At 55.5% G+C, this 25,207-nt stretch carries 18 protein-coding genes and 1 tRNA gene; 7 read left to right on the plus strand and 12 right to left on the minus strand.

The features are described from left to right. Window positions 1-18 precede the first annotated feature (18 nt). The 6 genes from KK078_RS12420 to KK078_RS12445 all read right to left on the minus strand — a co-directional run bounded on the left by KK078_RS12420 (window position 19) and on the right by KK078_RS12445 (window position 9,951). Window positions 19-1,674: a SusF/SusE family outer membrane protein gene (locus KK078_RS12420; protein WP_254090600.1), complete on the minus strand. Its 1,656-nt coding sequence runs from the start codon at window positions 1,672-1,674 to the stop codon at window positions 19-21. A gap of 9 nt (window positions 1,675-1,683) precedes the next feature. Beyond that, complete coding sequence (locus KK078_RS12425; RefSeq protein WP_254090601.1) at window positions 1,684-3,288, minus strand: RagB/SusD family nutrient uptake outer membrane protein; 1,605 nt, start codon at window positions 3,286-3,288, stop codon at window positions 1,684-1,686. Window positions 3,289-3,306: 18 nt separating this feature from the next. Further along, window positions 3,307-6,264: a SusC/RagA family TonB-linked outer membrane protein gene (locus KK078_RS12430; RefSeq protein WP_254090602.1), complete on the minus strand. Its 2,958-nt coding sequence runs from the start codon at window positions 6,262-6,264 to the stop codon at window positions 3,307-3,309. Between the two features lie 482 nt (window positions 6,265-6,746). Beyond that, window positions 6,747-8,345, minus strand: coding sequence for a DUF6377 domain-containing protein (locus KK078_RS12435; RefSeq protein ID WP_254090603.1), 1,599 nt, complete (start codon window positions 8,343-8,345; stop codon window positions 6,747-6,749). Between the two features lie 121 nt (window positions 8,346-8,466). Further along, window positions 8,467-8,844 (minus strand): VOC family protein, encoded by a 378-nt coding sequence (locus tag KK078_RS12440; RefSeq protein WP_254090604.1) that lies wholly within the window; start codon window positions 8,842-8,844, stop codon window positions 8,467-8,469. A gap of 354 nt (window positions 8,845-9,198) precedes the next feature. Further along, window positions 9,199-9,951, minus strand: coding sequence for a DUF899 domain-containing protein (locus KK078_RS12445; protein ID WP_254090605.1), 753 nt, complete (start codon window positions 9,949-9,951; stop codon window positions 9,199-9,201). Window positions 9,952-10,105: 154 nt separating this feature from the next. Here KK078_RS12445 and KK078_RS12450 point away from each other — a divergent pair, with 154 nt between their 5' ends. Next, window positions 10,106-11,095, plus strand: coding sequence for a GlxA family transcriptional regulator (locus tag KK078_RS12450; protein WP_254090606.1), 990 nt, complete (start codon window positions 10,106-10,108; stop codon window positions 11,093-11,095). 4 nt (window positions 11,096-11,099) lie between these two features. Here the strand turns inward: KK078_RS12450 and KK078_RS12455 are convergent, their stop codons facing one another. After that, complete coding sequence (locus KK078_RS12455; RefSeq protein ID WP_254090607.1) at window positions 11,100-13,208, minus strand: PAS domain-containing sensor histidine kinase; 2,109 nt, start codon at window positions 13,206-13,208, stop codon at window positions 11,100-11,102. A gap of 99 nt (window positions 13,209-13,307) precedes the next feature. After that, window positions 13,308-13,697 carry a response regulator gene (locus KK078_RS12460; protein ID WP_254090608.1) on the minus strand — a complete coding sequence of 130 codons (390 nt, stop codon included), beginning with the start codon at window positions 13,695-13,697 and terminating at the stop codon, window positions 13,308-13,310. A gap of 134 nt (window positions 13,698-13,831) precedes the next feature. Here KK078_RS12460 and KK078_RS12465 point away from each other — a divergent pair, with 134 nt between their 5' ends. Further along, on the plus strand, window positions 13,832-14,299 hold the full coding sequence (locus KK078_RS12465) for a hypothetical protein (RefSeq protein ID WP_254090609.1): 468 nt from the start codon (window positions 13,832-13,834) through the stop codon (window positions 14,297-14,299). Window positions 14,300-14,309: 10 nt separating this feature from the next. Here KK078_RS12465 and KK078_RS12470 read toward each other — a convergent pair whose 3' ends face one another. The 4 genes from KK078_RS12470 to KK078_RS12485 form a co-directional block, all read right to left on the minus strand. Beyond that, window positions 14,310-15,770 carry a serine hydrolase domain-containing protein gene (locus KK078_RS12470; RefSeq protein ID WP_254090610.1) on the minus strand — a complete coding sequence of 487 codons (1,461 nt, stop codon included), beginning with the start codon at window positions 15,768-15,770 and terminating at the stop codon, window positions 14,310-14,312. Window positions 15,771-15,870: 100 nt separating this feature from the next. After that, on the minus strand, window positions 15,871-18,633 hold the full coding sequence (locus KK078_RS12475; RefSeq protein WP_254090611.1) for a WG repeat-containing protein: 2,763 nt from the start codon (window positions 18,631-18,633) through the stop codon (window positions 15,871-15,873). A gap of 89 nt (window positions 18,634-18,722) precedes the next feature. Further along, window positions 18,723-19,997: an ATP-binding protein gene (locus KK078_RS12480; protein WP_254090612.1), complete on the minus strand. Its 1,275-nt coding sequence runs from the start codon at window positions 19,995-19,997 to the stop codon at window positions 18,723-18,725. A gap of 42 nt (window positions 19,998-20,039) precedes the next feature. Then, window positions 20,040-20,112: transfer RNA gene (locus KK078_RS12485), tRNA-Lys, on the minus strand. A gap of 202 nt (window positions 20,113-20,314) precedes the next feature. Between KK078_RS12485 and KK078_RS12490 the strand changes: the two genes are divergently transcribed. From KK078_RS12490 to KK078_RS12520, 5 genes are all read left to right on the plus strand, one after another. After that, on the plus strand, window positions 20,315-20,605 hold the full coding sequence (locus tag KK078_RS12490; protein WP_254090613.1) for a hypothetical protein: 291 nt from the start codon (window positions 20,315-20,317) through the stop codon (window positions 20,603-20,605). 85 nt (window positions 20,606-20,690) lie between these two features. Beyond that, window positions 20,691-22,946, plus strand: coding sequence for a TonB-dependent receptor (locus tag KK078_RS12505; protein WP_317195899.1), 2,256 nt, complete (start codon window positions 20,691-20,693; stop codon window positions 22,944-22,946). Between the two features lie 296 nt (window positions 22,947-23,242). Further along, window positions 23,243-23,617, plus strand: coding sequence for a CHC2 zinc finger domain-containing protein (locus KK078_RS12510; RefSeq protein WP_254090614.1), 375 nt, complete (start codon window positions 23,243-23,245; stop codon window positions 23,615-23,617). A gap of 158 nt (window positions 23,618-23,775) precedes the next feature. After that, the gene (locus KK078_RS30460) at window positions 23,776-23,985 is read left to right on the plus strand and encodes a helix-turn-helix transcriptional regulator (protein ID WP_262898667.1); all 210 of its coding nucleotides are present in this window, start codon (window positions 23,776-23,778) and stop codon (window positions 23,983-23,985) included. Window positions 23,986-24,016: 31 nt separating this feature from the next. Then, window positions 24,017-25,207 carry a hypothetical protein gene (locus KK078_RS12520; RefSeq protein ID WP_254090615.1) on the plus strand — a complete coding sequence of 397 codons (1,191 nt, stop codon included), beginning with the start codon at window positions 24,017-24,019 and terminating at the stop codon, window positions 25,205-25,207.

Raw genomic sequence — 25,207 nt, forward strand, 5'->3', positions numbered from 1 at the left:
GTTATCAATACAAAGAGCTTATGGATTTTTCAGTACGGTATAGGTATAGAGATAGGGCGCCGCGGACCGCGTGAAGTCGACGCGGACGGTATAGCTACCCGGCTCGGAAATGGTGATCGCGGCATCGGTCGTGGTGAGCGTGCCTTGCAGCTGGTCGCTGGCGGGGCCATAGTTCACCTCCCATCCATTGTTGGCGCGGAACTTCAAGGCGCCGTTCACCAGGTTGACGGTCTTGCTCCACGTTTTGCTGGCGGCATCGTAGGTCATCGGCGTAGAGCTATCCCATCCCCCCGGCGTGGCGGTGCCGATCAGCCCCCACGTATCGATCTTCTTCAGGTCGTACGTCAGCGCTTCGATATTCACCAGCACGCGGTAATACCCTGTCTGCGACACATCGATGCCGGCCGCGGCGCCATCTGTGCTCAGTACATTCGCGCCGGCGCTGCCATAGTTGACGTGGCCCCAATCGGGAGCGGAGGTAAACTTGATCCAGGTCGGAGCCGGTATGTTTACATACCCTTCAAAGATCTTGTCGTTGGTGCCGGGCAGGGCATAGAGCGTGAGCGCATCGGGTTGTGACGGATCGCCGCCGGAGGCCTGGTAGCCACCGGGGACCCACAACGTAGTGGGTGTGCCTACGTCGGAATTGCGGATGACCTGGTACGTATACTGATACGGTGCCGCGCCCCGGTTGAAGTCGAGCACGACGGTGTAGTTGCCGGGTGAGTGTATGTTGATGGCCGCGTCGGTCTGAGCCAGGGTGCCGGCGAGCGCATCGCTGTCGGCGGGGCCGTAGTTAATGTCCCACCCGTCGTTGGCGCGGAACTTCAGGGCGCCGCTGCCCAGGTCGGTCGTGACACGCCAGGTGTGCGTAACCTTGTCGTACTCCATGGCCGTGGAGCTGTTCCATCCGCCGGCGGTGGCGGTTCCGATCAGACCCCAGTTCGTTTTTGTTAGCTGATAGGTAAGGCCGGTGAGTTCGGCGTTGACTTTGTAATATCCCTCTTCCGCCACGGAAATAGCCTGGGCACTTCCGGCCGCGGCCAGTGTACCGGCCGATGCCCCCTGGCTATACGTTGTGCCGGGGCACGTCGGGCTTTCGGCAAAGCGGAAAGACTGGTCATTCTCCAGGTATACATATCCTTCGTATAGCGCGGGCGTCGTGGTGGCATAGATCGCCGGCGCGCTTTCGCCTCCGGCCAGCCACAGGGCGACGGGCTGCTCGCTCCACGGTGTGATGGTAAACGTACGCACGTCGGAGGTCTGCTGAAATTTGCCGTTGAGCGCCGACGTGATGCGGAGCTGTACCGTGGCCTCGCGGTGCGGGGCCAGCTTCAGGTCGCCGACCAGCTTGGCGTTGAGCTCGGACAGCGTCACGGTAAAGGTGTTGCGCGAGGTTGATCCCAGCGCGACGGGCTGCGCAAAGTCGTGGCAGGCGGCATCGACCTCCAGGGTATAGGTCACTTCGGTGGTTACACCGTACGCGGCCTTGTCCCACCGGATCTCGAGCGGTTCGTTCAGGCTTTCTGTGGTGATCGGCCGCCCCAGCTCGGTGGGGGAAGTGGTAATGACGGCGGGCGTGGCGTCGGCTGTCAGTTGCACGCGGGTCTCGTCTTTTTCACACGCTGTGAAGAAGAACAAAGCGCTACAGATCAGTATCGATATTCGTTTCATGGCGTCGGCTTAATATTCGGGATTTTGGTCCAGGTTGGTATTGATGGCACGGTCCACCAGCGGGATGGGGAAGAGATCGAAATGCGCCGGGGTGGCAGCGCCGGCTTTGACGTTGCCTTTCCAGTCCCACAGGTAGTCGTCGCCGGTGAAGACGCCGAAGCGGATCAGGTCGGTGCGGCGTTGTGCTTCCCAGTGAAGCTCGCGGCCACGCTCGTCGAGTATGAACGGCAGCGTCAGGTCGCCGTCGGCCATGTTACCGCTGTTGTCGCCGTAGGCACGCTGGCGCAGCAGGTTGATATAGTGCACAGCGGTAGCACGATCGCCACCGGTGCCCCCGCGGAGCACGGCTTCCGCATACAGGAGGTATACATCGGCCAGGCGGAACAGCGGGAAGTCGGTATCGACAAAGGTGTCGTTCTTGCCACGTGCGCCCGTGGACGTGACGTTGCGGAACTTACGGCTGAGGTAGCCTTCGCGAAAGTTGGTGACGTTGGTGATGTCGAGCGTCTGGCCGTCGGTGAAGAACAGGGCGCGCCGGTCGGTTTCGCCGGAAGGATCGGCAAACTTGTTTACGAAGGCGTTGGTAAAGCGGCTGCCTGCCCAGCCACCCGACGCAGCGATGCCGATGTCGTTCACCAGGTCCAGGTCGCCGCCGGCGGCGGCGTGTATGATGAACGTCATGCCGCCGTAGCTACGGCCGTTGTCGCCGTCTTCGGCAATGGGAAAGATGATCTCCTGGCGCAGGCGGTCGTTGTCGGCGAGGAACAGGCTGCTGTAGTCGTTCGCCAGGGAGAACGCGCCGGCGTTGACGATCTCGTTGCAATAGGCAATGACTTGTGTATAGTGGTCGGTGCCGGCGTTGTCCAGGTATACACCGGCGTTGACGTGCAGTTTGGCCAGCAGCATCCAGGCGGCGGCGCGGTCGGCACGGGCATATTCGTTCGTACCCGGCGCGGCCAGCGCCGGCAGGATGGCGGTCAGCTCCTGATCGATGTACGCAAACAGGTCGGCCCGTTTGATCTGCGGCGGCAGGTAGGCGCCCGGCGCGTCCGCTTCGGTAACAAAAGGCACGTTGCCCCACAGGTCGAGCGCGAAGTAATAATACAGCGCGCGCAGGAACCTGGCCTCGGCAATATACTGCTCCACCTCTTCGCGCAGCCGGGCTTCCAGGCCGTCTACGCGCGCGGATGCGGCCCGGATATATTCATTGCAATACGCGATATTGATAAAGACGCGCTGGTAGAGCAGCTGTACATAGAAGTTCTGCTCCGACCAGTTGTGCGAATGGTATTCGATCAGCGAGGCATCGCCCCAGGCGGAGATGCATTCATCGGTCGTGATCTCCTGCGCGCTCCAGTACATGCGCATGAACGACGTGGTGCCTTCGTCGGGTGCCGACAGCTCGGGCTGCCCATACTCCCCACGTTGGCCGGTCAGGGTCATGGCGCCGTAGAGCTTGGCCAGGAATTCTTTGTAGGACGCGGGATCTTTGAAGACCAGCGTGGCGGTCGACACCCGGGTGTTCAGGGGCTCGGTGTCCAGGTCGCCGACGCAGGAGGCCAGCAGGGCGATGGAGAGCAGGGCGGCATAGGCCCGGAATATAGTGCGTTTCATAAGCGTGTGGTCTTGGGGTTAGAACTGACAATTCAGGTTCAGGAAGTAGGACCGGGTGCGGGGAAAGAAGTTGTTGTCCAGACCGCCCGACACTTCGGGATCGAGGCCTGAATAGCGGGTGATCACAAAGGCATTCTGCACCCCCACCCCTACGCGCACCTTGAGGCGCTCGCGATACAGGTTCTCCCAGGTGTAGCCCAGGTTGATGTTGTCCATGCGGAAGAAGGAGGCATTCTCGATATAGAAATCGGAGAAGCGGGTGTTGAGGCCGGTGGCGAATTTTGTCTTGTCGGCTTGTGTGCTGACGTTGGCCAGGAACTCCTGCGAGTTGTACAGCGACTGGTACGTGCTGTTGGCGGCCACGTTGTTATACACATAGTTGCCGAGGTTGGCGCGGCCCATGAAGGAGAAGTCCCAGTGCCTGTAGTTAAGCCGCGAGTTGATGCCCATGTACACGATCGGGTCGGGCTGTTTGTAGCTGTACAGGTCGCCGGTGTTGACGGAGCCGTCGCCGTTGCGATCGACATATACATCTTCCACGGGCTTTCCCTGCGCATCGTACACCTGCTGATACACATAGTAGGCCGAACGGGGATACTCCACGCGGTGCGCCTGGATGGTGCCCGCCGTGGTACCGCCCACGCCGCCCGTCGGCACGAAGAAGTTCAGGTCGTTGTTGAGCGTCAGCCGGGTCACTTCGTTCTTGTTATAGGTGATGTTATAGCCTGCGGTCCACTGCACGTCGTCGGTGGCGATCACGTCGGCCTGGATGTTGAGCTCGATGCCGCGGTTTACAATGCTGCCGATGTTGCTGATCACGCTGCCCGTAAAATTAGTACCGGCCGCCGGGGCGATGTAGGAGATCAGGTCGGTGGATTCCTTGCGGTATACGTCCAGCGAACCGGTGATCCTGTTCTGCCAGAAGCCGTAGTCGATGCCGGCGTTCCACGTCTTAGCCGTCTCCCATTTGATCCGCTGGTTATAGCCGTCGGGGCGCAGGGTGTTATAGTAGACGTCACCGAACGGATAGCGCGCGGCGTTGTCGCTGCGGGTATAGGTGGCGATGTAGGGATAATCGTTGCCGACGATGTCCTGCTGGCCGGTGACACCGTACCCCAGGCGTAGCTTCAGATCCGACACGGTGCGGCTGTTCTTCAGGAAGCTCTCCTGGTTGATCTTCCAGCCCAGCGCTACCGATGGGAACAACCCCCAGCGCACGTCTTTGTCAAAGCGCGACGTGGCGTCGTTGCGCAGGGTGGCGGTAAGCATATACTTGTCGCGGAAGGTATAGTTGGCGCGGCCGAAGAAGGACAGCAGGTAATATTCTGTTTCGTAGACGTTGACGCGGGTGGCGGCTTCGCCGGCGCGGGTCATGGTCGAGTCGGCCCCTTCGCTATAGAAGTGTGCCCACGAATACCCGCCCATGACATCGAGCTTGCCGGCCCGCGACGGCAGCTCTTTACTGTAGTCTACATAGAAGTCGAGCAGCTGGTTTTTGGCGGTGGCCTCGTAGGGGTTCAGGCGGCCCTGGGCTACGGCGGGCAGGTATATCCACTGCGTACTGTCGGCCACGTTGTTGTGGCCGGTCGTTTGCTGATAGTCATAGCCCAGGTTGAGCGTGGCGCGCAGGCCTTTTACAAAGGGTGCGCTGTATTCAAACCGGGCGTTGCCGATGCTGCGCTTGACGATGGAGGTGTTGTCGGTCAGGTCGAGACGCGCCACGGGGTTGCCCGGCGCCAGGTCGATGCTGGCACCGTTGCGGGTCCACGTGGTATACCCGCGCCAGCCGGGGCTGTAGACGGGCTTGGTGGGATCGTAGGCGATGGCATCGCCGATGGCGCCCTGATCTGCAAAATTGTTGGTGTTGTACATGCCTTTGACGTTGACCGCGATCTTGAGCGCGCCGTCGAACAGGCTGGGGTCGAGGGCGATGGAGGCGGTGGTGCGCTCGAAGTTATAGGTCTTTAAGATCCCGTCGGTGTTGTTATAGCCCACCGACACCCGGTACGGTACTTGATAGGCCGTGCCCGACACGGTCAGGTTGTGATCCTGGCCGACGGCGGCGTCTTTATAGATCTTGTCCTGCCAGTCGGTGTTGGCGGTGCCCAGCAGCGCGAGCGCCTGCGGGTTGGCGGCATACCGCTCGCGCACCAGCGCGCGGAACTCGTCGGCGCTGTAGACGTCTACTTTGCGCGGCGCGGTGGCGACTGTAGCGGTAGCGTTATACGTCACGGAGAATGCGCGGCTGCCGCGCTTGGTGGTGATGAGGATGACGCCGTTGGATGCGCGCAAGCCGTAGATGGCAGTGGCGGAGGCATCTTTCAGCACGGTGAAGGTCTCAATATCGTTGGGGTTGATGGTCGACAGGATGTTGGGTGAGCCGCCCAGGTTGGTGTTGGAGATCGGCACGCCGTCGATGACGATGAGCGGGTCGTTGCTCGCGCTGAGGGACGAGCCGCCGCGGATGCGGATGGTCGATGTATTGCCAGGCGCACCGCTGGTGGACGTGATGGCCACGCCGGCCACTTTGCCCATGAGCAGCTCCTGCGGCGAGTTGACCACGCCTTTGTTGAAGGCGCGAGCGTCTACTACTGCCAGCGACCCCGTGGCGTCGGCTTTTTTAACGGTGCCGTAGCCCACGACCACCACTTCGTTGAGGGTGGCGACGTCGGGCTCGAGCGCGATGGTGAGACTTGTCTGGCCGGCGACGGGTACCTCGGTCGTGGCGTACCCCACGAACGTGATGACGAGCGTCGCGTCGTCATGCACGGTGATGCTGAACTTTCCCTGGGCATCGGTGACGGTGCCGTTGAGGGTACCTTTTTCCAATACGTTTGCGCCGGGAATGGTGGCGCCGTCGTCGGTGGCCGACACGGTGCCCGTGACGGCGACGGTGCGGGTCTGTGCCCAGGCATGGGAGCCCAGCAGGCAGAGCAGCAGCAGTACCTTGCCTGTGAGCCGAGAGATTCTGTTCATACGGTTTGGGTTAGATGGTTGTTTAGCGTTGCGCAATCGCTGGAGCGAGGGGTACGTTTCAAACGTTTGCACGAGAGAACAAAGAACGCGGCCCGGGGCGGGTCGCTTCAACTCGTCGGAGTAAAATCTAGAAAAAAGATGGCGTGTATAATGGTTAATTTGCTGTTGTACAACCGTTTGTGGAGCGGGTGGGGCGGGGAAAATCTTGGGGTTTTAAAGGCGTTTTTTGCGTGCTGTCGGAGACAGTACCGACGGGCGGGATTTTCGCGCATGACAATTTCGAGGCACGCGCGCAAATTTGTTACGCTCCTTCAGGGCTTGAATCATCGTATTATCGGTTAACCCAGCCTCCGCTGTCGCTTCAGCCTGGCTGATGTGTGACGCCCTTTCAGGGCTAGTTGAAGTGAGAAACGCATTTAAATACTCTGCATAAACCATCACCAGTCGTACCATCGACGGTCGTTACGATCGCTGGTCGTTATTTATAGCGCGCGGATGGCCATGATTTGTTTGTCAAACTCGTCGTTGGGCAGGATCGATTTGTTGCGGAGGCGGGTCTTGTAGGTGTAGATGGTCGTGACGGAGTAGTCCAGGATGCGGGCGATCTTTTCGTGATCGTGGATGCCCATGCGGATGAGGGCGAAGATCCGCAGCTCGGTGTTCAGCAGCTGGCCCTCCTTTAACACCAGGCGGTCGTCTTCTTTAAAGAATGTGTTGAAGGCGTGGACGAAGTCGGGGAAGAGCTTCAAAAAGACCTTGTCGAAATTGTGGTAGAGGTCTTCACGCTCCTTTTTAATGTTGATGCTTTCGATCGTGAAGCGCATGTCCTCCAGCTTTTTGGTCATGAGCTTGAGCTCCAGCGCTTTTTTGAGCGCATCCAGGCGTGTGATGTATTCGGCCGTGGTGGTAAAATAATACCACACGTACTCTTCTTTGATCTTGTTGGCGTCGCGCAGCTGGTGATTGGTTTCCGTCAGCACGTGGTTGGCGTCGGAGATGGTCTTTTCGGCCGCCCGCAGTTTTTGGAATTGCTTGTAGATGATGATGGCAAAGCCGATGGTAACGACCGACAGCAGGGTGATGATGGTGGAATAAAACATCAGGATGCGCCGCCGCGACTCGACCAGACTGAGCTGTTTGCCTTCGATGATCGGAAATACGGCCGCCACTTGCACCTTGCGGTGGCGTGCACCGTAGTAGTTGGCGTCTTCCATCGCGATCTTGACATATTTATAGGCTGCGTGCACGTCGCCTTCCTTATACAGCATATCCGCCAGGTTGAGGGTGGCGAGTGTTTCTTTGGTCGACGCGCGGATGTCGGCGATGGCCGCGCGGATCAGCATCTCTTTGGCCCTGGCCGGCTCGTTGCTGTAAACGTAAATAAAGCTGAGCGTGCTGGCGGCCACGGCAAACGCTGCGTCGCCGAGGTCGTGTTGCGCGATGAGCTCTTCGAATGCCCGGCGGGCCGCGGGTATTTCGCCGAGGTGCAGGTGTTTGAGCCCTTTCATCAGCCGGTACAACGGTTGGTCCGTGCGTACCAGGGCCATGGCCGAGTCGATGTAGGCATTTCCCTGGCGGGTGTATTGCGCGCTGTAAAAGTTGTCGCGGTTGAAGTCCGACAGATCGTAGCTGGTGCGGGCGCGGAGAAAATAGTACGCCGCACGCAGGCTGTCCGTGAGACCGGGCGTGTGCAACGTGCGCAGGGTGTCGAGCGCTTCGTTGAACAACCCCGACGAGACCAATATAAAGCCGAGGTTGATGCGCGCGGCGGCGATCTTGCCGGGGTCGTGCAGGTAGCGTGCCAGGTGTTGCAGCTTGCGGGCGTAGATGAACGCGGAGTCGTAGATGAACGACTTATACTCTTCGTAAATGGCGTTGTACAACGCGTACTGCCGCACGGAGTCGTTCTTGCCGAGCTGTCGTCTATAGCCTTCGATGCGGGCGAGTTTTTCTTTTAAAAATACATCACGCTTTTCGATGGTGGTGTTGAGCTGCTGCAACAGGCTGTCGATATCGGGGGCTGCGTGGGCATTGCTCAGGGACACGACGATACAAAAACCTATTGTCAGGAAAAACCGCATAAAGATTGGATAGAGTCTGGATCCACTGCGGTCCACCGGCGGGTAAAACGAAGCAGCTCAGACAAGGTAGCAAGCTTTGCGCAAAGGGACAAGTGGCAAGAACGGATGGCTACCCGTCTGCTCACTCCTTGGGCGGCGTGCCGACGATGAACACCGTGCCGGCGGGATCCTGGATCCAATGCATGTCTTTGGGAATTTCCTCGAACTCGTCACGGGTATCGACGCCCCTGGATGCCAGGTACTCGGTGGCCGCGGCGACGTCGGGCGTACGAAGCTCGAGCCATACTTCACTGTGCGTATAGTTGTCGACACAGTCGAGCCACACGATGTTGCCCCCGAACTTTACTTCGTGTGTGCGTGATACGGTGGGGTTGGTGATGGGCTTCTCGACGATGTCGAGCCTCAGGATGTCGCGGTAGAAGGCTACTGTCGCTTCGTACTTGTTCCTGGGAATCTTGAGGGCGATGTTGACGCCGCCCTGGAATGTCGGTCCTTGCATGGATATCGGGGGTTGTGTTTAGGGTGCTAACGGATTTTGTCCGGGAGTGTTGTGTATTGACGTACAAAGTGTGATTTCTGCCGGGGGTGATTTTTGGGGGTGATGCGTGATGTAGAAGAGGCCGTTAACGGTGGCGATACAGGTCAGCACGCAGACGGGGCATTTGGGGATGAGTAGGGCCAGGGGGAATAATATTGCCAATGCTGTGCGACGCGTGCTTTGTTTTTTGAGAGTTGTGGGGTTGCAACAGTTCATAGGTAATCCAGGTTACGACGTTACCATATACAGTGTGAGTGTGAGAGCGAGAGCGAAGAAAAACGGTGTGTTCGCTCTCGCTCTCACGCTCACACTGTTTTAATGGCAGCAGTTGCTTTTTGTCATGATGGTTTCGTATTTATCGTGGTGGCGGACCCAGTCGGTCAGATCTTTGTTGGGGCCGTTTTCGTCGCGGCCTTTGGGGGTCATGTCGAGGTATGCGTATGCACCCACGAGGGATTCGTCGCCGCGGCCGTAGGATGAGTAGGTGTGGTAGACTACGCCGCTGTCGTCTTTGTAGAAGACGCTGGTGCCGGGCAGCTCTTCGCTTTCGAACGGGATCATGTTGTAGTTATAGTATACTTTTCCGCTGGCGTCCGACTTGGGGAACGACACGTGGAAGTCGAAGTTGAAGTCGCTTTCGTACGACGATACCCACTTGAATTTCCAGCCCATGCGTTTTTTGAAGGCTTCGATCTCGGGCAGCGTGGCGCGTGATACCGACACGAAGCTGACGTCGTGGTGCATGAGGTGCTGGTTGGCGCTGTCGGCGTGGTCTGCTTTGAACGAGCAGCCCACACAGCCTTCTTCCCAACCCGGACCGAACATAAAGTGCTGAATGATGAGTTGGCTGCGGCCGTCGAACAACTGGCTGAGCGTTTCCTTGCCGTGGGGGCCGTCAAAAATGTATTCCTTATCAACTTTTACCCAGGGCAGAGCGCGGCGTTGACGCGCGAGCTCGTCCTGGAGGCGCATAAGCTCTTTTTCCTTTTCGAGGTATTTGCGGCGGGCGGCGAGCCACTGCTCCTGGGATACCACCCGGGGCCCGGGCTCTGATCGGTGTATGTGCATGGCTTTTTTGTTTTTCGTTCCTTCAAATTTCGGCTTGAATCGAAGAAAATGGGATGCGTATAAACGCCGAATTAAAGGGGTTTTTGTGCCACGTGAAATCGTTTATCTTTGTTAGTACCGAAATACCCGTATAACCCCTACCACCCAAAACGCCATGAAGAAGATATCCTTACTGGTTTACGAAGATGCCATTTTATCATGTGTCACCGGGACGCTGGACATGCTTGTGCGTACCAACCGCATGCTGGAGTCCATGGGCAAACCTCCTGCCTTTGAAGTGTCGCTGGTTTGCGAGAAGAAAGAAAACAATCCTCTGCTCATCACCGCCCCCGGAGTACGCTGCAAAACGTTGAAGGAGGTCACGCATACCGACCTCATCATTGCCCCTGCTTTTAACGGCATGCCGGAACCCATTCTGCAAAAGAACATGGCCCTGGTGCACTGGATCGAAGTCATGCACAACCGCGGCGTAGAAGTGGCCAGCCTCTGCTTTGGCAGCTACTTCCTGGCGGAAGCCGGCGTGCTTGCCGGTAAATCCTGCACCTCGCACTGGATGGCCCTGGACGATATGCGCGAACGGTACCCCGAGGTGAAGATGCTTTCCGACATGGTCATTACCGATCAGGAAGGGATCTATACCAGCGGCGGCGCCTTTTCGTCGCTCAACCTCGTGCTATATATCATCGAAAAATTCTGCGGCCGCGAAGTGGGCATCCTGGTGAGCAAGATGTTCTCCATTGACATGGACCGCACCAGCCAGTCGCACTTTGCCGTATTCCAGGGTCAGCGCAAACACGACGACGAAGATATACGCCGCGCGCAGATGTTCATTGAAGAGAACTACCACCGCCAGATCTCGGTAGAAGAAATTGCCGAGCAGTCTAACATGAGCAAGCGCAACTTTATCCGCCGCTTCAAGAAGGCTACGCAGAATACACCGCTGGAATACCTGCAGCGTGTAAAGATCGAGTCGGCCAAGAAGGCGCTCGAGCGCAGCAGCCAGGATATCAGCTCGCTGATGTACGACGTGGGCTATAACGACGTGAAGACGTTCCGCATGATCTTCAAGCGCATTACCGGGCTGACACCCCAGGAATATCAACGCAAATACAACCGGGCCGCGGTACTGGCCAAGGCCGGATGATCGGTCAGGAACTGTGATGCATCTGTGGATTGTTGTTGAAGTCGGGCAGCAGCAGGTGAAAGGTCGTGCCTGTGCCTACCTGTGACTCGACGTAGATCGCGCCGCCGTGGTTGTTAACAATGCGGCGGCACAGTGCAAGGCCGATGCCCGAGCCGGGGTATATTTCGCGGCCGTGCAGCCGTTTAAAGACTTCGAAAATCTGTTCCGCATACTGGACTTCAAAGCCGATGCCGTTGTCGGTTACGGTGACGTGGTAATACTTGGCAAACATCAGCGGGTTGGTGATGTGCGGTTGCAGCGCTTTGTAGTGGGCGCGCTTGCAACGAATATCGATCACAGGGGCGGTGCCGCTGGTGGTGAACTTCAGGGCGTTGCTGATGAGATTATAAAACAGCTGGTTCATCTGCAGGGGCACTGCCTCGATGACCGGTAGCGCGTCTACCCGTATCGTGGCTTGTTTTTCGTCTATGGTCAGCTCGAAGTCGGTAATAATGTCGGCCACCACCTTGTTGAGGTCTACCGGCATCATGAGCGACTCGGATTTGAGCAGGCGCGAGAAATCCAGCAGGCCCTGAATGAGCAACGTCATCCGCTCGGACGACTGCTCGATCTTCGCCACCACGCGATGGCTTTCGGGTGGAAGGCCATCGTGGGTGTTCAGCATACTGCTAAACATCCGGATCTTGCGCAGCGGCTCTTGCAGGTCGTGGCTGGCGACGTAGGCATATTGTTCCAGCTCGGTGTTGGAGTGTACCAGGCTGCGGTTGGCATCGGCCAGCTCCTCGTTCGTCGCGGCCAGCTCTTCGTTGGTTGCCTGCAGCTCTTCGTTGCTGGCGGCAAGCTCTTCCGTGCGGTGCTGGATCTGTTCCTGGAGGTCGGCCTGGAGCGCGCGCAGCTCGGCTTCGGTTTGTTCCAGCCGTTGCTTGGCGCGCGTCTGTTCGGTTACATCGGTGGCCACGTCGAGTATAGCATATACCTGGCCGGCAGTATCGAACAGGGGCTGATAGGTGAAGTTGAAATAGAACGTGCGCAACTCGCCGTCGACAACCAGGTCGGCCTTGGCCTCTTTGGAGTGATACGCGACGCCGCTGGTATATACCTGGTCCAGCAGTTGCAGGAAGGGCTGGCCCTCCAGTTCGGGCAGCGCATCGCGCAGGCGTTTGCCGGCGATGGAGTTGCCCTTGCCCCACAGGCGGATCATGGCCTCGTTGGAAAGATCGATGACCAGCTCAGGGCCCAGCAGGATGGCCATGGCGACGGGGGCGCCTTCGATCAATCCGCGAAAGCGGGCTTCGCTGATGCGCAGCTCGTCGGATGCTGTGGCCAGCTGATGTATGTCCATGCAATAGCCGGCGTGGCCGGCGTAGTCGGTTTCGTGATAGTACGGATCGCCTACTGCACGGCACCACACCACGTCGCCCTTGGCTTTGCGCAGCCGGAAGAGGACGTCGTACTGTGTGCGGGTTTGAATGGCGTTTTGAAAAGCTTTTATACTCGGGTCGCGGTCGTCGGGATGCAGGGCGGCGAGCCACCCGGTGCCGAGCAGCTCATTGTAGGAGATGCCGGTCCACTCGATCAGGATCTTGTTTACATAGATCAGGTTTCCCGCGGCATCGGAAAGCCAGAGGCCGGTGGGCGAACTGTTGGTCACATTGCGAAAGAGCTCTTCGTACTGCTGCGTGATGTGGGCCGTGACCTCGTGCTCTTGTATAAAGTGGGTAATATCTTGCACGGTTCCCTGCAGACGCTGTGGCGCGCCGGCGGTGTCGAAGTATACTTTTACTTTTGATTCTACCCAGCGGACCTGCCCGTCAGGCAAGAGCACGCGGTAGCGGATCTCGTAATGGCCCCGGGGGATGGGCTGCAGCATACGCTGGAGGGTTTCGTCGACAGCCTCGGCATCGTCTACATGCAGCAGGGATAAAAACCGTTCGTAGGGAAGAGTGTCGCCGTCATAGTCGAACAATGTCTGACAGCCGGCATCCCACGACACCACGCCACGAGCCGGATCGAGCTCCCAGGTGCCGATGCCGGCCAGGGTAAGGGCTGTCTGCAAACGTTCCTGCGCGGCATAATCCAACGATGTATTACCGGCACTTATATCCTTCTCCATAACAGGGAAGGCGGTAATTAAAAGTATGCCATGGGGTTGTTTCCGGCCCATCGGGCCGATAAACATAGAAGATTGGCGGCCGGATGGCCGGTGTACGGGCTAGCCGTGCGTGTTGAAAAAATCGCGGAGCACGCCGATGAGGGCGGGTATGTTGGGTTGTTTCCTGATAAAGGCAGACACATGCGCGCCGCCCGCCCGGGCCTGGTGGTCGGCAGGAATGGATGTGGAGTATATGGCGATGGGGATGTGGGCGAGGTGCGGAATCCTGCGGATCTCCTGCAGGCATTCCCAGCCGTTGAGCTGGGGCATGTTGATGTCTATAAAGATATAGTCGGGCACAAAATTCTCGCGCTTGAGCTTTTTCACGGCAGTACGGCTGTCGTTGCCATAGATAAGTTGCACCCCATTGTTGAGCTCGGTCAACGCCATTTCGAAAAAGTCCTGCTCATCGATGTCGTCGTCGATGAGGTAGCATATTTTGTCCTCCATTACGCCCTGGGATCCATTCCACAATAAAGTCGAAAGGTAGGGAATCGTCCACAGTCATTCAAGTGTTGCCTCAACCCTTGCGGGCGGCGGGCAGACTGGAGGTTGGTGCGCTTTTTTAGTGTTGGCTTTGCACTATGGGCTACGATCTGATGGTATTCAACAAGGAGTCCGCGCCAAGGAGCCGGGCACAGTTCATGCAATGGTATGAAGAGCAGACTACGTGGGTGGAGAACCACGGCAACGTAGGGCTGGCGCATGTATCGCGTTCCCTTCGGGGTTGGCTGTCTGACATGGTAAAGGTTTTTCCGGCGGCCCGCGGCCCGTTCGCACACACCATGTATAACAACCTGGCGGACTACAGTATCGGTAAGGATATTATCTACGTTTCATTTTCCGACGCGGCGGCTAAAGCGGCCTATACCACGTCCCTGGCACTGGCCGGCAAATATGAGGTCGGCTTTTTTGATGTCAGCACAGAGAACGCCGCCATTCTCTTTCCGGAAAACGGCCGCCTGCTGGCGCTGCCTGCCCGCAAGAAGGAACCGGCGCCACGCAAGGGCTGGCTGGGCGTTAACTGGCTAAGCCCGGCGCGCATTCGCTGAATTTCCCTTTTTATTCTTTTATAAATTTCAGATTGGTGGCGCGCGGCGCGGTGAGTATAAAACCGTCGACGCGCCCCAGGCTGTTACGTTGAAAGTCTATTGTAACATTTTCCTGGCCCTGATACGGGAAGGAAATGCGTTCATACTTTTTCCACAATACCACTTTCATTTTCGGATTGGTACCCACGACAAACCACAACGCCCCGTCTTCCATAAAGAAGGAGTACGTCGCCAATTGTTCGCGACTGTAGTAGGTGCCTGTAAACTCGCGCAGCGCCTCGCCGGACACCACGGCCGACGAATGGGTCACGCCCCCGCTCGCTTCATCCACCGACGGTACCGCCGGTACGGTGCGCGGACGCTCGCCAAACACATACACGTCTGCTATATCCTGCGTAAGCTTTTCCGGATCGATGGCATCGGTGTTTGTCAGACAGATGATCGTGATCTGTTTGGTGGGGAACCGGAGCATGTCGCCGCCATAGCCGAGGAACGTGCCGGGATGTGTCTGCACGGGCAGCCCGCGGTAGTGGCTGCGGATGATGCCTTTGCCGTAGGGCACCGCGGTACCATCGGCCAGCGCGCCGGGCTGCAGCAGGGCGCTGCCGAGGCTTTGCGTAGCGGTGTCGTAGAAGATCTGATCCCACACGACCAGGTCCGTCAGCATGGTATACAGGCCACGATCGCCGACGGACTGTCTCCGGCTTTTGTAGGGCAGGTAGCGGGTGCCGGGCTTTTTATAGCTTAGTGCCAGGGGCTTGTTGCGCCAGCGGCGGGGATCGTCGTCGAAGCCCGTGCCAGGCATGCCCATTGGGCCGAAGAGATGGCGCGCGGCGTATACGGGCAGCGTGGTGCCAGTCACGCGCTCGAGTATTTCGGCGAGTAGTATATAATTCGAATGGCTGTATACGCACCGTTGACCAGGCTCGAAGTCGAGTGCTTCCTGGCGCACGATGGTCTTTAGTACCTCCTTGTTGGTGAAGGTCTCTTCCAGGTTCTTTCCGCTAATCCACATGAGCACGAGGTAATCGCGGATGCCAGAGGTATGGTAGAGCAGGTGATCGATCGTGACGTTTTTGCCGTAGGCGGGAAACTCGGGAATATACCGCTGCAAGTGATCGTCGAGGGAGATCCTTTTTTGTTGCGCCAGCTGCACGATGGCGGCGGCCGTGAATTGTTTGCTCAGCGCAGGGGACTTGTATACCCGGGTGGGACCGTTGGGAATGTGTCTTTCCAGGTCCGCCATGCCATAGCCTTTTTGAAACACCAGCTTGCCGTTGTGAACAATGCCGACAACGGCACCGGGCCGGTTGCTGCCCGTATGGTCTTTCAGGAGCAGGTCGATGCGGGCTTCGAGGGAATCCTGTGTTTGCACACACGTGGCCGCCCGGCTGCGGGCCGCATACGAAAGGGCCACCGCGGCGGCGATCAACAGGCGCAGTTTCGATATGGCGAGGCGGGAACGAGGCATGACGCTGGGGAAAAAGCTTTCATAATATACCAAAAAGCTTTTAAAAAGTATGCCCATCACGCGGAGCATAATGGGCATACTGCAGCGAATGGCTTGCGATCTATTTTTTTACCGGGCTTACGACCTTGCCCGTGAGGTCTACATACCCTACTTCATCCAGATCTTCGCTTGAGCGGGCCGTGGCCAACCCTTCTGCGAACGGCTCGAGGCCGGCGAATTTCAGGGGTATGCGTACGGTGCCTTTTTTATCGATAAAGCCCCACAGGCCACCGTAGGCCATGGGCTCGCCGGTCATTTCGTCGTAATATATTTCGCCGCCCGTGTTGCAGCGAATCAGGTCCTGGCCGGTATACGGCTCGATCCAGCTATACTCGAAGCCAGTGAGCATCATGCCTTCTCCATTTACGATCGCCCACTTGTTGTTCTGGATGGCATAGAACAGCCCACCTTTTTGAACCTGGACTTCGTTCAGGAGTGTGCTCGAAAACAGGATCTTACCACTGCTATTGATCACGGTCGACGGACTTGCCGCGTCGCCGCTGGTGATGGCGCACAGGCCGTCGATAAAGCCCTCGTAATTGTACGTAATGGTCGGGTCGGCCTCTACCCGCGTCGCGCCTTTGCGGTCGATCACAAGCTCCGGAGTGTTCGGTTCACGCTGCACGATCGCGACGTCGCCCTGAAAGTCCCGCACGGCGGCGTATGCCGGCGCGATCACGTTGTTGTTTGTCTTATCGACAAAGCCCCAACGGCCGTTGCTCATCACCGCGGCAAGGCCCCCGGCGAAGTTGCGCAGGCCTTCGTAGTCCGCCGGAACAACCAACGTACCGGCTTCGTCTACCGCGCCCCATTTGTCGCCCGACTGTACCACTACCAGGCCTTCGGTGAAGGGTGTTTCGGCTGCCTGATCTTTATATACTACACCGTCGTATTCCGGATTCACCAACCACTTGCCCGCGGTGCTCAACACGCCCACCTTGTCGTTTTGCGAGGCTGTGGTAAAATGGATGTCATACCAGGCTGGGATAAAACCGGCCTCCATTTCGTCGAGGCTGATCGAGAACGGGCCTTCGTATACGACTTCACCGGCGGCACTGAGCAGGCTGTACTGTCCTTCTTGTCCGGCCAGGAAGTTATCGCCAAAGGGAATGAGCCGATCGTATTTCGCTTCAATGACCGGTTTGCCCGCTTCGTTTACCAGGCCCCACTTGCCGCCGTCGCACGTATAGTATACCATTTCTTCACATTCACCCTCGCAGAGCGAATAGGTGGCGGTGCCGCCTACGTTCACCAGCGCCGTGCCTTTGCGGTACGGCATGATCAGCTCGTAGGTAGCCGGCACGAGGCTCGTTCCTTTTTTATCGATCAGACCCCACTTGCCACCGGTATAGATATACTCTTCCTCGCGGAAGGATGCCCCCTGATTTACGCGGGCGATGCCGCCTTCAAAGTCGGTCGCAAAGTCGTACTCGTTGGGCACTGCCTTGGCGCCATCCTGGTTGATGAAGCTAAACTTATTCCCTTCCGTGGATACATAGGTGTACTGACCACCGTAATAGTACGGGCTTTCGTTGGCCGGTACCGCGCCCAGCTTACGGCCGGTCTTGTCTATATAGATCAATTCGTTCTTTACTTCTACAATGGCTTTGCCTTTGGCAAAAGGCCAGGTCGTGGTGAATTGCGGCGGCACCACAAATTCTCCGCGCGTGTCGATATAACCGGCAGTGGCCCCGACGTTGCGCAGCCGGAGCAACGAGCCGACAAGATCGATGTGGGTATATTCGGCCGGTACGATGTCTTTCTGGGTGGCCAGGTCGCGGACGCCCATGCCTTTGCTCGATTGATAGATCACCACTCCCTTTTCGACACGTTGAACGTCGAGATTCGGCTTGAGCACCCAATTGCCGGTCTTGTCGATCACGCCGGTGCCCGCCGCGGTCGAAACGATGGCATATCCTTCTGCCGTGAAGTTACCGGCAGTCTTGAAGCGGCCTTTGAACGCCGGCTTGCCTGTTTTGTCAATATACTGATAGGAGTTCTCGGCTACGGCTACCGCTGCCAGTCCGTTGCTGAACGGCCGGCGGTCGGGAAAAAAGTTCTGGTCTACCGGCACTACCTGCGAGTATACCCAGTCTCCTTGTTTGTTTATATAGCCGTACTGATTGTTCTTTCTGGCAGCCGCTATTCCCTCGAAGTACGGTGCCAGCTCGTCAAACGACGGTTGCACGACCCACTGCTCTTGCAGGTCGATCATACCCAGCTTGCCTGTTTCGGAGTCGGAGGCAGGTGCAAAGGTGCCGCCGTTAAAGTCGAAGACCGCCGTGGTGACGCGATCTTGTACAATAAGCTGGCCGTTGTCGATGGTGGCGTACCGCGCGGCGCTGTTATAATCAGGCTGGTCTCGTACCACGGCCACGCCATCTTTAAATGCCACTACGCTCGCGAACGTCTGATTAAAGACCACGCCGGCAGGATCTACAAACGTCCAGCCGCGGCCCAGGCTGTAGCCGTCAAAGGTGACATCGGCCACGGTGGTGTCGGTCACATTCACGCGCGCATAGCCCCCCTGGAAATCGTCGGCGTAGGCGAAGGATGGTTTGATGATCACTTCGCCGTCGAGATTGACATAGCCGTAACGGCCTTTGTCTTTGATCCGGCCGCGGCCTTCGGCAAAGTCCCACGCATAGTCAAAGGCGGGTGCCACAACGACCTTGCCGCTGGCGTCCATATAGCCCCAGCGGGAATTTTCTTTGACGGGGAAAAGCCTGTTTTCGGCTTCGGTAGATGATTTGTTGGAGTTACAGGCACTGAGTACCACTGCCAGGCAGCAAATTGCCAGGAATGCGTAGAGGTTCTTTTGCATAGAGGATATAAGGAAAGTGACACTGAATACAGGCTGAAGGAAATGGGTGACTAGGCTTCGTAAAATTATATTTTTGTTACTTTGCCATACTACAGGAGCTCTTCCATTATGTCTGTTAATGGAATCGCCGTAATACCTGCTGCAACGGGAAAACGTTCACGACCTGGGTAGACGACATACCGATGGGTTGCGCCGATATCTTCACACCCCAGATAAAATCCCTTAGAGACCGATGGCGATGTAGAACGCTTGATTTCAATCGCGATCTTCCGCCTGACGTTCTGCTCTATTACCAAATCAATTTCAGCACCCGCCGACGTTCGATAAAACCAGGCCGTGGCGCCCGTGGGCAACGCCGATAATATATTTTCAATGACGAATCCCTCCCAACTTGATCCGACGACCGGGTGCCCAAGCAGATCATCCTGCGATTTGATATTCAGTAGCGCGTGCATCAGCCCGCTGTCACGGATATAGACCTTAGGTGATTTGACCAGTCGCTTTCCAATATTACCTGTCCATGGACGAAGGGTGCCGATCAAGAGCAAATCTTCTAACAACTCCACATAGCGTTTTGCCGTCGGGGCCGCTACTTCGAGTCCCGCCCCGAGCTTAGCAACATGGAGCTGTTCGCCCTGATTATGTGCCAGCATGGTCCAGAGGCGACGCAGGGTTACAGCGGGTATGCGCGGCCCAAATTGCGGCACTTCCCGTTCGAGATAGGTGGCGATAAAATTTTGCCGCCACCGCAGGCTTGCATCATCTGTTTTAGCCAGAAAGCTGTCTGGAAATCCGCCGCGCAACCATAAACGATCTTGTTCCGTCGTCGGAACTTCCAGGGCTAAAAGCCCCGAAAGCTCACAATAGGCAATACGACCGGCCAATGTTTCAGAAGATTGCCGGAGAAGCTCCAGCGAAGCTGATCCTAGAATTAAAAATTGCCCGACCCGATCACCTTCCCGCCTTCTGCGATCTATTACACCGCGCAAGACGCTGAATACCTCCGGTACACGGTGAATCTCATCAAGAATGATAAGCTTGCCTTTATGCAGCTCAAAATAGGCTTCCGGATCGCTCAACTTTGCCTTATCGGACGGGCTTTCAAGATCGAGATAAATAGGGCGTGGACTCAAGCGTTTTGAAATTTCTTCCGCCAATGTGGTCTTTCCAACCTGACGTGGCCCCAGAATGCCGACGGCCGGAAACTCGTCTAGCATTTGCATAATCTGATCCTGAAGCTGTCGATAAATCATCCTTGCAATTATAACACTTAGTGTTCGATTTGCAAGGATCGAAAATATGAAATTATTGATTTTTAAGAAAAAAACCGGCTTTTTATCTTGTTGGGGGAATAGTGCCTGCATAAAAAAAAGACGACCATTTTTGATCGTCTTTTTTTATTTCAGTGACCTCGGAGAGATTCGAACTCTCGACCCGCTGATTAAGAGTCAGCTGCTCTACCAACTGAGCTACGAAGTCATTTTTTGGAGGCGTAATGTTACGTGTTTTTTCTGAAAATCCACGGATAGGACAATACGTACTCTCTGTATTTGAGGTTTCATTTTTCCGGTATTTGAAGTGTCCGCCTGTCCGAACGCTATGGCATCACTGGGCAAAACACGGAACCAAGGTGCGCTGGGCCATGTTCTGTTAGCAGTATTAGCACTCTATAAATATAATCATGTTCCGAGGTTTTGATATCCGTCCGGAAGAGCGGGTTATACTGACGGCCCGCATCCGCCAACGTTTGAAAGAGATGCTGCCTGCGGGGTGGCAGATCAGGCAGGTCGTGGAAGTGCCTTGTTCGGACGCCGGTTGCCCGTTGCGGATCACCCGCATGAACGTAATAGACCCGGCGGGGATTGAACAATCCTGGAGCCTGCACGCGCCCCTTAGCCTGGTGACAGCCAAAGAAGTGGCCCAGTTGCTTGAAAAACACGTTTCCGGTTCCTCCGCCCCTCCCCAGGGCTAAAAAAACACCGTCTCTGTTGATGTATTGAGAATTATTGATTAGCCTTACTAAATTGAAAATTTAGACAAGCCTAAAAAATAATCTTATGAAATTTAAATATACCCTGATGGTATGGCTTATTTCTTCGATCGGTGGCCGCCTGATGGGACAATCGTTTGGCGAGATCCGGGGTACTGTTACGGCGGGCACGCAAGCCGCGCCGGGCATCCATGTAACACTGGCGGGTAAAGGGCTCGGCACGGTTACGGACGAGCAAGGCCAGTATACGCTGCCCCACGTGCCGTATGGCAACCATACCCTCATCGTTTCGGCGGTGGGTTTTAAGACGGTACGGCAGCCGGTGACGGTGAACAGCGCTACCGCCACGCGGGATGTATTCCTGGAGGAAGATATGAGTACGCTGGATGAAGTGGTGATCACCGGCACGATGAAAGAAGTATCGAAGCTGGAGTCGTCCATTCCGGTAGAGGTTTATACGCCGACGCTCTTTAAGAAAAACCCCACGCCCAACATCTTTGAGTCGCTCAATATCATTAACGGTGTACAGCCGCAGCTGAACTGCAATGTTTGCAATACGGGCGACATTCACATCAACGGACTGGAGGGCCCCTATACCATGGTGCTGATCGACGGCATGCCGATCGTCAGCAGCCTTTCTACGGTCTACGGGTTGGCGGGGATCCCTAACAGCATGGTGCGGCGCATCGAGGTTGTAAAAGGTCCGGCCTCTACGTTGTATGGCTCGGAAGCCGTGGGCGGCTTGATCAACATCATTACCAAGGACCCGGCGTCGGCGTCGCGGATGCAGCTGGATGTATTCGGCACCAGCGTGGGCGAGCTTAATGCGGACGCTTCTTTTTCTTTTAAGGCGGGCAAGGCTACGTCGCTGGTGGGTATCAACCACTTCCGGTACGACGAGCGACGCGACATTAACGACGACAACTTTACGGACGTGACCCTGCAGCAGCGCATTTCGGTCTTTAATAAATGGGCATTTTCCACGCCCACCGGAAAGAACTCGTCGCTGGCGTGGCGTTTCTTTTATGAAGACCGGTGGGGCGGCGAGCTTCAGTATGAACGCCAACACCGCGGTACCGATATATATTACGGCGAATCGATCTATACCACCCGCTGGGAGCTGATCGGCAGCCATGCCTTGCCCGGCCGCGAAGCGTTTACAGTAGACTACTCCTACAATTACCATCACCAGGATTCGTATTACGGCACAGTGAAGTTCCTGGCGGACCAACAGGTGGCTTTCGTCCAGCTGCGCTGGAATAAGGTGACGGGCATTCACGATCTGCTGGCAGGTATCCCGTTGCGCTATATGTACTACGACGACAGCACCCCCGGCACCGCCCGCACCGATGGCGGCAACCGCCCCATCGACACCGTGCTGCCAGGCATCTTCGTACAAGATGAAATAAAGCTCAGCCGACAGTTCACGATCCTGGCAGGGTTGCGGTACGATCACCACAACGTGCACGGCTCTATTTTTACACCACGCCTCAGCTTTAAGCTGTCGCCCGACGATGTCAGCGTTATTCGCCTGACGGGAGGCAGTGGCTACCGCGTGGTGAATTTGTTCACCGAAGATCACGCCGCCCTGACGGGCTCACGACAGGTGATCATTCGCCATGCCTTGCAACCTGAGCAGTCGTGGAACGGCAACCTGAACTATACACGCAACGTCACCTTCGCCCGCGGCTTCCTGACGCTCGATGCCTCGCTGTTTTATACATACTTTTCCAATAAGATCGTCGGGGACTTCCTGACGAATGCCGACGCAATCATTTACGACAACCTGGACGGGCATGCGATATCGAAGGGCATTACGCTTAACGCCGACGCCAGTTTTACCAACAGCTTGAAGATCATGCTCGGCGCCACATTTATGGATGTCTATCAACAGAGCCGCGTGAGCGGACGCGAAGAGCGCCAGCCACAGCTGCATGCGCCGCGCGTCTCCGGCACGGGCACGATCAGCTATACCTTGCCGAACGGGCTTTGGAGCGTCGACCTGACGGGACGTGCGAACGGCCCGATGCACCTGCCCGTGCAGCCCAATGACTATCGACCGGAGATGTCACCGTTCTATGCCTTGCTAAACCTGCAGGTGACGCGCACCATTGAAACCAAGGGTGCGGCGCGTTGGGAAGTGTATGGGGGCGTGAAGAACTTGTTGAACTACAAACCGGGTGATCCACTGATGCGGCCTTTTGACCCGTTCGATAAGAATATCACGGTCGACAACCCGAACGGATACACGTTTGATACGGCGTACAATTATGCACCGATGCAGGGAGCGAAGGGTTTCCTGGGGGTACGGTGGATGTTGTAAGTCGCTTCGCGCTCAGGCGGGCTTTTTTATTTCCGGGTGCTGTTAAGCGGGGCGCTTGGACGTGTATATCATTTGTTACCTGCGGTGATCCAGGGGCGGGGGGACTTCAAAGCAATCAAGCCTTCCTGATCGCTTCGCGCTCAGGCGGCCTTTTTTATTGTTTTGGTGGCCCCTTCTGTACAATTCTCGAACCACTTCTTAGTTGATTTGAGGCGGCTCGCAGGGCTAATGATCTAACGATCAAGGACCTGCGGGCCGCGTGTCTTTCATAGACCGATCAAACAAGAAAGTGAAATATGGGAACGTTAACCTGTGCAACAGCACGGCAGATTGATCTTGTATACTATCTGGCGTCTCTTGGCTACACGCCCGCCAAGATTAGAAATAATGACTATTGGTATCTCTCCCCCTTCCGGGACGAGAAAACCCCGTCATTCAAAATCGACCGTAAACTAAACGTCTGGTACGACCACGGCGAAGGGACCGGCGGCAACCTGATCGACTTCGGCACCCGGTATCTGAATGCTCGGTGTCCGATCTGCTCCACAAGCTATCTAACCAACGGCCGCAATCAAAAACACGGCGACCTGCACCTCCTGGTCATCCGGGATTCCGTAGAGGTCCAAATTGAGGTGTTGAAGATTCATGAAAGTTTTTTATCCCTGAAATGATATGTAAATCGTATTGAAAGATACGTATTAGATATATTATAATGTATAAAACGTATTAAATAAAATTTTAAGATATTGGCGATCAGATCGTTGCGATTTGAAAAAAGACAGGGATAATCCTAAATTAGGATCATTTGATATGTAAATCGGATCAATAAATGCCCGGAAAAGTGAAAATCAACCGTCTGAAAGTTGTCTTAGCCGAGAGGGAGATATCGCATAAGGATTTTGCCAAGAAAATGAAAAAGGCACCCAATACCATAACGCGGATATGCAATAATGAACAGCAACCGTCATTGGAAACTTTGCGGAAGATGGCAATTGCGCTCGATGTTGATATCCGGGAACTCTTGCACCCAACAAAATAATCCCATAACATTAGGTAACTCCAAAATACCAATGCATAACGTAATAGATATCAAGCCGACTTCAAAGCTCGAAGACGTCGACCTGTACTACGTTGAGCTGTACCGATATATTAAGCAGAACGCAACAGTACACGTGAGGTTGCCCCGGGCAATAAAAAAGCACTACTTCGGACTTGTTCCTGCATTGATACAATTTGCATTTACTTGGGTGCGATACGGTATGTCCGGGAAATTGATTTTACCGATATCAGCAGATGCCAACAGATCAGAGATTGATGAATTGTATGAAAATGAACTCATATATCCTCTCTTAGCACTTGTTTGGAACAAAAATGAGCCATATGATAAAAGTGGAACTGTCAATCTGCGGTCAACTTTAAGAAAAAAGAACCTTTCGGTATTTGAGAACATGAAGAAAGTCAAAGCATTCAAAGGATATAAAATCCCACTGATAAGTTCGGATCACTTACCTGGCGGTGTTCTCCCAATTTTCGAGAGTAACAGTGAATTTAAAAACGAGGACGAAATCACTGAAAGCTTAAAGCCGGCAATAAACGAAATGCTCAAATACTCACTAAGCTTAAAAATCGAATACAACGACGTCCTAAAAGACCTAAAAGAAATTACATATGAGTTGATGAAAAACACATTTGAATGGGGACGGACTGATGAAAGCAACATCGCGTTAGACCCCAATCTAAGGGGGGTAATATTCAAATTCTATAAGAATCGTCGAAGGACACTGATTTCGGATTTTAAATCTAATCCAGGAGTATTGACCTATTTAACTAGCAAATCGCTTAAAGAAAATACACAAGAAGAGCTGTCTTTTATCGAACTGTCTGTATTTGATAGTGGGGTAGGATTTATCGATAAATACAAAGCACTAAACTATGACAACCTAAAAACGGAGGTAGACATTATCAAAACATGCATGATAAAACACAACACTTCCGCAGCCGGCATTGAAAAAGAAGATAAGGGCATAGGATTAGATAGAGTACTAAAAACACTTAATAGAAAAGGATTTCTAAGAATAAGAACTGGTACGCTATGCTTGTACCGAGACCTAATTACTCATGAGTACACGGAAATAGAAAAGGGCAACGTTGCCAAAATGGAGTTATTCGATTGGAAAAACAATAGTAACGACAAATTCGCCAAACTCCCAAAAACAATTGGTTCAGTGATCACGATACTTTATCCCCTGTTCACGCAATAA

The sequence above is a fragment of the Dawidia soli genome (assembly GCF_018598185.1).
In the GTDB taxonomy this organism is placed as follows: Bacteria; Bacteroidota; Bacteroidia; order Cytophagales; family Cyclobacteriaceae; genus Ohtaekwangia; species Ohtaekwangia soli.